A 9,648-nucleotide genomic window follows, 5' to 3' on the forward strand; every position below is an offset into this window, starting at 1 on the left:
CGTCAGGCCCCCGCGGCGGCCCGGCGGCGTGCGAGATCGGCCACGCCGATGACGCCGGCATCGTTGGTCAGTCGCGCCACCGCGAAATCCGCCATCGGGCGCGACCCGTACGCCGGCGACGCGGCCACGAACGCCTCGCGCATCGGTCCGAGCAGCACCTCGCCGAGCTGCGACACGCCGCCGCCGATCACGAAGCGCTCGGGGTCGAGGATGGCGGCGAAGCTGCCGCACGCCGTGCCGATGGCCACGGCGATCCGTCGCAGTGCCTCGAGGGCGCCCGGGTCGCCCTGCTGCACGAGCGCCGAGATGGCGTGACCCGTCAGTCCCTCGCCGGTGCGCGATGCCGCGGCGAGGCCGGCGCCGATGCCGAACGCCGCGTCCGTCGCGATCTCGGCCGCCTCCTGCTGGAGGGCGCGCCCCGATCCGTAGACCTCGAGGCAGCCGCGCTGACCGCAGCCGCAGGTGCGTCCGCCCGGGACCAGGCGCATGTGTCCGAGCTCGGCCGCGGCGCCGTAGCCGCCGGCGAGCAGCGCGCCGCCCACGACGATCGCGCCGCCGACGCCGGTGCCGAGGGTCAGCATGACCACGTCGCGCAGGTTCTCCCCCGCGCCGTAGCGGTACTCGGCCCACCCGGCGGCGTTCGCGTCGTTCTCGATGAGGACGGGGATGCCGGTGGACGCCTCGAGGCGCTCCCGCAGCGGTTCGTCGCGCCATGCGATGTTGGGCGCGAAGTAGACGGTGGAGCGCTCGCGGTCGATGAAGCCGGCCGCGGCGACGCCGGCGACCACCTGCTCTCCCGCCGCGAGGTCGATGACCATCGCGGCGACGGCGCTCTCGATCTGCGAGACGTCCGTCGGGGTCGGCACCCGCAGTTGCCGCAGGATCGCGCCGTTCTCGTCGACGATCCCTCCGGCGATCTTGGTTCCGCCGATGTCGATACCCACAGCGAGCACGTGTCGTCCCTTCGCGTCGTCAGCCTCCAAGAGCTTAGTGCCGGAGCGTCCGGGGGCCGGCCCGCGACGCCGGGAGAACTCGCGCCGCGCGCCGGGCGGGTGGGACTCAGTTCCATGCATGCGTAGACTTGCGTCTCATAGCCACCCGTACGGTACCGAAGGAGCTGCCGACATGAGCGCCACAGAGTTCGTAGTACCCGCCGTCGTCCCTGCCGACGCGCACGCCAACGTCTCCGACCTTCTGGTCGACAGGGTCGCCGCGACCCCCGACCGGGCACTGTTCGCGGTGCCGGACGGAGACACCTGGCGGGATGTGACGGCCGCCGAGTTCCAGCGGCAGGTCGTCGCCCTGGCCAAGGGCTTCATCTCGGCGGGGGTGGAGCCCGGCGACAAGGTCGGCTTCCTCGCCCGCACGACGTACGACTGGAGCCTGGTCGATTTCGCCCTGTTCTACGCCGGTGCCGTCATGGTGCCGATCTACGAGACCAGCTCGCCGAGCCAGATCGAGTGGATCCTCTCCGACTCCGGCGCCGTCGCCGTCATCGTGGAGTCCGCCGAGCACGCGGAGCGCCTCGCCGAGATCCGCGAGAACGTGCCGCTGGTGCGCTCGTCGTGGCAGATGCACGCGGGCGATCTCGACACCATGATCACCGCGGGGTCCGCCGTCGCCGACGACGAGGTCGAGCGCCGACGCCGCCTCGCCAACTCCGACGACATCGCGACCCTCATCTACACGTCGGGCTCCACGGGGCGCCCCAAGGGCTGCGTGCTCACCCACGGCAACTTCGTGGAGCTCTCGCGCAACTCCGCCGTCGCGCTCAAGGAGGTCGTCGAGATGCCGGGCGCGTCGACCGTGCTCTTCATCACCACGGCGCACGTCTTCGCGCGCTTCATCTCCATCCTGAACGTGCACGCGGGCGTCAAGACCGGGCACCAGCCGGACACCAAGCAGCTGCTCGCGGCCCTCGGGTCGTTCCGTCCGTCGTTCCTCCTGGCCGTCCCCCGGGTGTTCGAGAAGGTGTACAACTCGGCCGAGCAGAAGGCCGAGGCCGGCGGCAAGGGCAAGATCTTCCGCACCGCCGCGCAGACCGCGATCGACCACTCCGCGTACCTGCAGGACGGCAAGCGCATCCCGCTGGGGATGAAGATCAAGTTCGCGCTCTTCGACAAGCTCGTCTACAGCAAGCTGCGCGAGGCCATGGGCGGCAACATCCGCTACGCCGTGTCGGGGTCGGCCCCGCTGGGCCCGCGGCTGGGCCACTTCTTCCACAGCCTCGGGGTGCACATCCTCGAGGGCTACGGACTCACCGAGACCACCGCCCCGGCGACCGTGAACCTCGCCACCCGGTCGAAGATCGGCACCGTGGGTCCCGCGCTCCCGGGCGTCGGCATCCGCCTCGCCGAGGACGGCGAGATCGAGGTGCGCGGCAACAACGTGTTCCGCGAGTACTGGCGCAACCCGGAGGCGACCGCCGAGGCGTTCGACGGCGACTGGTTCCGCACCGGCGACATCGGCACGCTCGACGCGGACGGCTACCTGACGATCACGGGACGCAAGAAGGAGATCATCGTCACCGCCGGCGGCAAGAACGTGGCTCCGGCGGCGCTCGAGGACCCCATCCGCGCCAACCCGATCGTCGCGCAGGTGGTCGTCGTCGGCGACCAGAAGCCGTTCATCTCGGCGCTGGTCACCCTCGACCCCGAGATGCTGCCGACGTGGCTGGAGAACAACGGCCGCCCCGCCACCCTGACCCTCGGGCAGGCGGCGCAGGACCCGGCCGTCCGCGCCGAGGTGCAGCGGGCGATCGACCGGGCCAACGCAGGCGTCTCCCGCGCCGAGTCGATCCGCAAGTTCACCATCCTCGACACCGAGTGGACCGAGGCGAGCGGCCACCTGACGCCCAAGATGTCGATCAAGCGCAACGTGATCATGACGGACTTCGCCGACCAGGTCACCGAGCTCTACAGCGTTCCCGAGAACACGGCGAACATCTCGCTGTCCTGACCTGCGCGCACGGACGAGGCCCCCGCATCCGGGACAGGATGCGGGGGCCTCGTCGTCAGCTGCGTCGTGTCAGAACCAGTCGCTCTCGCGCACCTCGCGGAGAGCGATGCGCCGCGTGGGCTTGTCGAGCCGGTCGAGGTACAGGAGCCCGTCCAGGTGGTCGGTCTCGTGCTGCAGCGCCTGCGCGAGCAGCCCGTCGCCCTCCAGCACGACCTCGGCGCCGTCGAGGTCGATCCCGACGGCCTTGGCGTGCGGATACCGCATCACGTCGTGCCAGAGCCCGGGCACCGAGAGGCATCCTTCGCCGGTCGGCACCGGCTCCCCCGACACCTCGACGAGGACGGGATTGAGGATGTACCCGATGTCGCCGTCGATGTTGTAGCTGAACGCCCGGAGGCCGACACCGATCTGGGTGGCGGCGACGCCCGCGCGCCCCGGCAGCTCCACCGTGTCGAGCAGGTCGCGCACGAGCGCCCGGACGCCGTCGTCGATCGTGTCGATCGTCGCGGTGGGGCTCTTCAGCACGGGGTCGCCGAACAGGCGGATGGCCCGGACGGTCATGCGGCGCCCGCGGTCCGCGGGGTACGGAGCGCCTCGACCGCCACGGCCGCCAGCTCGCGCGCCGCCAGCCGGGTCGCCGGCTGCAGGTCGCGGAACCGGATGGCGCTGCCCGCCGCGATGCTCGGGTCGTAGGGCACGCGCACCACGGTGCGCACGCGACTGCGGAAGTGCTCCTCGAGCTGCTCCTGGCGCACGAGCGGCGCGCCGGGCCGGGAGGCGTTCAGCACGACGGTCGCCGAGCGCGCGAGCTCGGTGTAGCCGTTCGTCTCGAGCCAGGTGAGCGTCTCGGACGCGAGTCGCGCCTCGTCGACGCTGAGGCCCGACACGATGACGAGCGAGTCGGCCGCGTCGAGGGTCGCATCCATGACCGAGTGGACGATGCCGGTACCGGTGTCGGTGAGCACGATCGAGTAGTAGTGCGCGGCGATCGCGGCGACGTCGCGGTAGTCGGAGTCGTCGAACGCCTCCGAGATCCGCGGGTCGGCGTCGGAGGCCAGCACGTCGAGGCGGGTGTCGTCGCGGGCGACGATGCCGGAGATCTCGGTGAACCCGTGGACCTGCGCGCGGGTGCCCGTCAGATCGCGCACCGTCTTGCCGCTGGGCCGGCCCACCCGCTCGGCGAGGGTGCCCCGGTCGGGGTTGGCGTCGAGCGCGATGACCCGGTCGTCGCGCGCGTCGGCGAGGGCCATGCCGAGCAGCGCGGTGACGGTGGTCTTGCCGACCCCGCCCTTGCGCGAGAGGACGGCGACGAACCGAGCGCCGCCGCCGAGGGGCGCCGCGATCCGGGCGTCGAGGTCTTTGCGCTCCCGCGCGCGGCGGCTGTCGGCCAGGCGCACCCGCCCGCCGGTGATGGCGTAGAGCAGGTGCGGCCACATCCCCTCCGGCTCGGTGCGGGGCAGGCGGTCGGTGTTCAGCAGCCGGTCGGCGGTGAGCAGGTCCGACGTCTCTCGCTCGGCCTCGCGGGCACCCACGCGGCGCGCAGCGAGCGTGACGGGCGCCGGCGACGACTCGAGCGGCACGATGCCGGCGGAGGGCTCGGCGGCCGGCCGCGGTGTCTCGGCGGGGGCGTCGGGGGTGGATGCGGGCACGGCGGCCTCCGGGAGGGGTGACGGGGCTGGGGAGACGGTCGCGGCCGGGGCGGCGGGCTCGGCCGGGGCGGCGGGCTCGCGCACGGCGGCGTTCACCGCGGCGCGGAGTGCGGCCGCGGCCTCATCCGCCCGGCGGCGCGCATCGAGGCGCTCGTCGACCGCGGGGCCGGCCGTCGCGGCGGCGGGCTCCGGCGCGGGCTCCGGCTCGAACGTCCGCTCGGCGACGCGCACCGGCTCGGGAACGTTCTCGGGCTCGGGCTCGGGCTCGGGCTCGGGCTCGGGCTCGACGATCTCCACGTCCTCGACGTCGAGGTCGTCGACGACGGCGCGCGGGATCTCGCCCGTGCCGTCGATCGTGGCCACGATCACCGGCTCGAGAAGAGGGGTCTCGTCGGCGACGATGTCATCGTCGTCCACGAGGTCGTCGTCCGGTTCGTCGACCGGGAAGGACACCGTGACCTGTGCGGTCTGGGTGCCCAGAATGTCGATGTCCGAAGCGTCGACGCTGACCGGCTGGTCCAGGATGTCGTCGTCGTTCTCCGGATTCTGATCATCGCGATCAGGCATGGTTCTCAGTGCTCCCAACGGGTCGCCGGTCCGCCGGCGCCCGCCCCAGGCTAATGCGCGGTGCGCACGACGACCAAAAGGTCGCCGGCCTCCACCTGCTGCGTCGCCCCGATCGCGAGGCGTTCCACGACGCCGTCGACCGGGCTGGTGATGGCCGCCTCCATCTTCATCGCCTCGATCGAGGCCACCGCCTCGCCGGCGCGCACGGTGTCGCCGACGGCGGTCTTGAGGGTCACGACGCCCGAGAACGGGGCGGCGATCTGTCCTGCCTGAGAGGTGTCGGCCTTCTCGGCCGGCGCGCTCTGCACGTCGATGCTGCGATCGCGCACGAAGACCGGGCGCAGCTGGCCGTTGAGGGTCGTCATGACCGTCCGCATGCCCTTGTCGTCGGCTTCGCCGATGGCCTCGAGCCCGACCCACAGCTGCACGCCGCGCTCGATCTCGACCACGTGCTCCGCGCCCGGCATCAGCCCGTAGAGGTAGTCCGGGGTGTCGAGCACCGACAGGTCGCCGTACGTCTCGCGCACGTCGTGGTAGGTCTTGGTGGGCCCGGGGAACAGCAGCCTGTTGAGCGCCTCGCGGCGCGTGGCCGCATCCGCGTCGAGGGCCGCGGCATCGGCTGCCGAGAGTTCCGCGACGCCCGGACGCACATCTCGGCCGGCGAGGACCTTGCTGCGGAACGGCTCCGGCCATCCGCCCGGCAGGTCGCCCAGCTCGCCCGCCATGAAGCCCACGACCGAATCGGGGATGTCGTAGCGATGCGGGTTCTCGGCGAAGTCGGCCGGATCGGCACGGACGGCGGCGAGGTGCAGCGCGAGGTCGCCGACCACCTTGGACGAGGGGGTGACCTTCGGCACGCGACCCAGGATGTCGTTGGCCGCGGCGTACATGTCCTCGATGAGCTCGAAGTCCTCCGCCAGCCCGAGCGCGATGGCCTGCTGGCGCAGGTTCGAGAGCTGTCCGCCGGGGATCTCGTGCCGGTACACGCGCCCGGTGGGCCCGGCCAGTCCCGACTCGAACGGCCGGTACAGCTGCCGGACGGCCTCCCAGTACGGCTCGAGGTCGGCCACCGCCTGCAGAGCGATGCCGGTGTCGCGCTCGGTGTGCGCGAGGGCGGCGACGAGGGCCGACAACGACGGCTGGCTGGTGGTGCCCGACATGGGGGCGGCGGCCGCATCCACCGCGTCCGCGCCGGCCGCGCTGACCGCCAGGAGCGTGGCCAGCTGACCGCCGGCGGTGTCGTGGGTGTGCACGTGGACCGGCACGTCGAAGCGGTCTCGCAGCGCCGTGACGAGCTTCGCTCCGGCCGCCGGGCGCAGGAGCCCGGCCATGTCCTTGATGCCGAGCACGTGCGCGCCCGCCTCGACCATCTGATCGGCCAGGCGCAGGTAGTAGTCGAGCGTGTAGAGATCCTCCGCCGGGTTCAGCAGGTCGCCGGTGTAGCAGAGCGCAGCCTCCGCGACCGCGGTGCCGGTGCCGAGGACCGCGTCGATCGCGGGTCGCATCTGCGACACGTCGTTGAGCGCATCGAAGATGCGGAAGATGTCGACGCCGCTCGTGGCCGCTTCCGAGATGAAGGCGTCCGTGACCGCCGTGGGGTACGGCGTGTACCCGACCGTGTTGCGGCCGCGCAGGAGCATCTGGATTGCGACGTTGGGCAGCGCCGCGCGCAGGGCGTCGAGCCGCTCCCATGGGTCCTCCCCCAGGAACCGCAGCGCCACGTCGTAGGTCGCGCCGCCCCAGGCCTCGACCGACAGCAGCTGCGGCGTGAGGCGGGCCACGTAGGGGGCGACCGTCAGGAGGTCCTTCGTGCGCACCCGCGTCGCGAGCAGCGACTGGTGGGCGTCGCGGAAGGTCGTGTCGGTGACCGCCAGGGCCGTCTGCGCCCGCAGGTCGGCGGCGAAGCCCGCCGGTCCGAGCTCCTGCAGACGTTGGCGGGATCCGGCGGGCGCCGGTGCGGCCAGATCGAGCGCGGGGAGCTTCACGCGCGGATCGACCGTGACCGGATTCTCCCCGTTCGGCTTGTTGACGGTGACGTCCACGAGCCAGTTGAGGATCTTCGAGCCGCGGTCCTTCGACTCGCGCCCGCGGAGCAGCTCGGGGCGCTCGTCGATGAACGAGGTGCTGAGGTCGCCGGCGATGAAGGCGGGATCGTCCAGCACCGCCTGCAGGAACGGGATGTTGGTCGAGACCCCGCGGATGCGGAACTCGGCGAGGGCCCGGCGCGCACGCGCGACGGCCGCGGGGAAGTCCCGCCCGCGGCAGGTGAGCTTGGCGAGCATCGAGTCGAAGTGGGGGCTGATCTGCGATCCGGCGGCCGTCGTCCCGCCGTCCAGGCGGATGCCGGCGCCGCCCGGCGAACGGTAGGTCGTGATCTTCCCGGTGTCGGGGCGGAAGCCCTGGGTCGGGTCCTCGGTCGTGAGCCGGCACTGCAGGGCCGCGCCGCGCAGCCGGATGTGGGACTGCTCGAGTCCCAGCTCCGCGAGCGTGGCACCGGCGGCGATCCGCATCTGCGACTGCACGAGGTCGACATCCGTCACCTCCTCGGTCACGGTGTGCTCGACCTGGATGCGCGGGTTCATCTCGATGAAGACGAACTCCCCCGTGCGCTCCCCGGCCGTCTCGAGCAGGAACTCGACCGTTCCCGCGTTCTGGTACCCGATGGAGCGCGCGAAGGCGATGGCGTGGCGGTGGAGATCAGCGCGGACCGCATCGTCGAGGTTCGGCGCGGGCGCGATCTCGACGACCTTCTGGTGCCGGCGCTGCACCGAGCAGTCGCGCTCGAACAGGTGGACCGTCTCGCCCTGACCGTCGGCGAGGATCTGAACTTCGATGTGGCGGGGGCGCTGGACAGCCTGCTCGAGGAACATCCGCGGGTCGCCGAACGCGCTCTGCGCCTCGCGCATGGCCTCGGCCAGCGCCGGAGCGAGCTCGCCCAGCGACTCGACCCGACGCATCCCGCGTCCGCCGCCGCCGGCGACGGCCTTCGCGAAGATGGGGAAGCCGATCTCGGGGGCCTGCGCGAGGAGGACGTCGATGTCGTCGGATGCGGGCGTCGAGCGGAGCACCGGGACCCCGGCCGCGATGGCGTGGTCCTTGGCGGTGACCTTGTTGCCGGCCATCTCGAGCACCGCCGCGGGCGGCCCGATGAAGGTGATGCCGTTCTCCGCGGCGCGTGCGGCCAGGTCGGGGTTCTCCGACAGGAAGCCGTAGCCCGGGTAGATGGCGTCCGCGCCGCTCTCTTTGGCGACGCGGATGATCTCGTCGACGTCGAGATAGGCCCGGACGGGATGCCCCTTCTCGCCGATCTGGTACGCCTCATCCGCCTTCAGACGGTGCAGAGAGAACCGATCCTCGTAGGGATAGACGGCGACGGTGCGGGCACCGACCTCGTACGCGGCGCGGAACGCGCGAATCGCGATCTCGCCACGATTGGCGACCAGGATCTTCCGGAACACGGGGACCTCGCATCCGTCATGAGGCGGGTGAGACGGCGCAGATACGCCGAACACACAGCGTTGAGTGTGCTCACAGCCTAGAGGACGGTAACGTGGACCCTTGTGCACGTCCTTTCCGTCAGTTCGCTCAAGGGAGGCGTCGGCAAGACGACTGTGACCCTCGGTCTCGCGTCCGCCGCGTTTGCCCGTGGTGTGCGCACGCTCGTCGTCGACCTCGACCCGCAGTCCGATGTCTCGACCGGGATGGATATCCAGGTGGCCGGCCGGCTCAACGTCGCCGATGTCCTGGCCAACCCCAAGGACAAGGTGGTCCGACAGGCCATCACCTCCAGCGGATGGACCAAGGTCCACCCCGGAACGATCGACGTCATGATCGGCAGCCCCTCCGCCATCAACTTCGACGGGCCGCATCCCAGCGTCCGCGACGTGTGGAAGCTCGAGGAGGCCCTCGCCACCGTCGAGGCCGACTACGACCTCGTCCTCATCGACTGCGCGCCGTCGCTCAACGCGCTCACGCGCACCGCCTGGGCCGCGAGCGACCGCGTCATCGTCATCACCGAGCCCGGCCTGTTCTCGGTCGCCGCCGCCGACCGTGCGCTGCGTGCGATCGAGGAGATCCGCCGCGGTCTCTCGCCGCGCCTGCAGCCGCTCGGCATCGTGGTGAACCGCGTGCGCCCGCAGTCGATCGAGCACCAGTTCCGCATCAAGGAGCTGCGCGACATGTTCGGCCCGCTGGTGCTCTCGCCCCAGCTGCCCGAGCGCACGTCGCTGCAGCAGGCCCAGGGTGCCGCCAAGCCGCTCCACATCTGGCCCGGCGACTCGGCTCAGGAGCTCGCCGCCGACTTCGACGCGCTGCTGGACCGCATCATGCGCACCGGCCGCATCCCCCTCCCCGAGGACTCCCCCGCCTCCTGAGCCCCCTCCTCCGGCCGCCACCACCATGCGGCCCGGACCCGGACTCTGGACCCGCGAGACAGCACTTTCGCGCCGAGACCGTGGGTTTAACCCACTGTGTC

6 protein-coding genes are annotated in these 9,648 nt (G+C 71.7%); 2 read left to right on the forward strand and 4 right to left on the reverse strand.

What is annotated here, in order from left to right:
• Positions 1-2: 2 nt before the first annotated feature.
• Positions 3-953, reverse strand: coding sequence for an ROK family glucokinase (locus AB0N73_RS14545; protein WP_363564719.1), 951 nt, complete (start codon positions 951-953; stop codon positions 3-5).
• A 172-nt stretch (positions 954-1,125) separates the two neighbouring features.
• On the opposite strand from AB0N73_RS14545, the gene AB0N73_RS14550 reads away from it, so the two are divergent.
• Complete coding sequence (locus AB0N73_RS14550; RefSeq protein ID WP_363564721.1) at positions 1,126-2,958, forward strand: AMP-dependent synthetase/ligase; 1,833 nt, start codon at positions 1,126-1,128, stop codon at positions 2,956-2,958.
• A gap of 69 nt (positions 2,959-3,027) precedes the next feature.
• On the opposite strand, the gene AB0N73_RS14555 is transcribed toward AB0N73_RS14550, so the two are convergent.
• The 3 genes from AB0N73_RS14555 to AB0N73_RS14565 are packed head-to-tail and all read right to left on the reverse strand — an operon-like array spanning position 3,028 to position 8,632.
• Positions 3,028-3,519, reverse strand: a complete 492-nt coding sequence (locus tag AB0N73_RS14555; RefSeq protein ID WP_363564723.1) for a peptide deformylase — start codon at positions 3,517-3,519, stop codon at positions 3,028-3,030.
• Positions 3,516-5,174, reverse strand: a complete 1,659-nt coding sequence (locus AB0N73_RS14560; protein WP_363564725.1) for a MinD/ParA family protein — start codon at positions 5,172-5,174, stop codon at positions 3,516-3,518. Before AB0N73_RS14560 ends, AB0N73_RS14555 begins: the two co-directional genes overlap by 4 nt.
• A 50-nt stretch (positions 5,175-5,224) precedes the next feature.
• Positions 5,225-8,632: a pyruvate carboxylase gene (locus tag AB0N73_RS14565; RefSeq protein ID WP_363564727.1), complete on the reverse strand. Its 3,408-nt coding sequence runs from the start codon at positions 8,630-8,632 to the stop codon at positions 5,225-5,227.
• A 102-nt stretch (positions 8,633-8,734) separates the two neighbouring features.
• Between AB0N73_RS14565 and AB0N73_RS14570 the strand changes: the two genes are divergently transcribed.
• Positions 8,735-9,547, forward strand: a complete 813-nt coding sequence (locus AB0N73_RS14570) for a ParA family protein (RefSeq protein ID WP_363564729.1) — start codon at positions 8,735-8,737, stop codon at positions 9,545-9,547.
• Positions 9,548-9,648: the final 101 nt, after the last annotated feature.

The organism is Microbacterium sp. NPDC089189 (genome assembly GCF_040685095.1).
Classification (GTDB): domain Bacteria; phylum Actinomycetota; class Actinomycetes; order Actinomycetales; family Microbacteriaceae; genus Microbacterium.

Excerpts from the sequence above, each read along its gene's own strand:
- AB0N73_RS14550 (WP_363564721.1), top strand. The coding sequence starts at position 1,126 with ATGAGCGCCACAGAGTTCGTAGTACCCGCCGTCGTCCCTGCCGACGCG.
- AB0N73_RS14555 (WP_363564723.1), bottom strand. The coding sequence starts at position 3,519 with ATGACCGTCCGGGCCATCCGCCTGTTCGGCGACCCCGTGCTGAAGAGC.
- AB0N73_RS14560 (WP_363564725.1), bottom strand. The coding sequence starts at position 5,174 with ATGCCTGATCGCGATGATCAGAATCCGGAGAACGACGACGACATCCTG.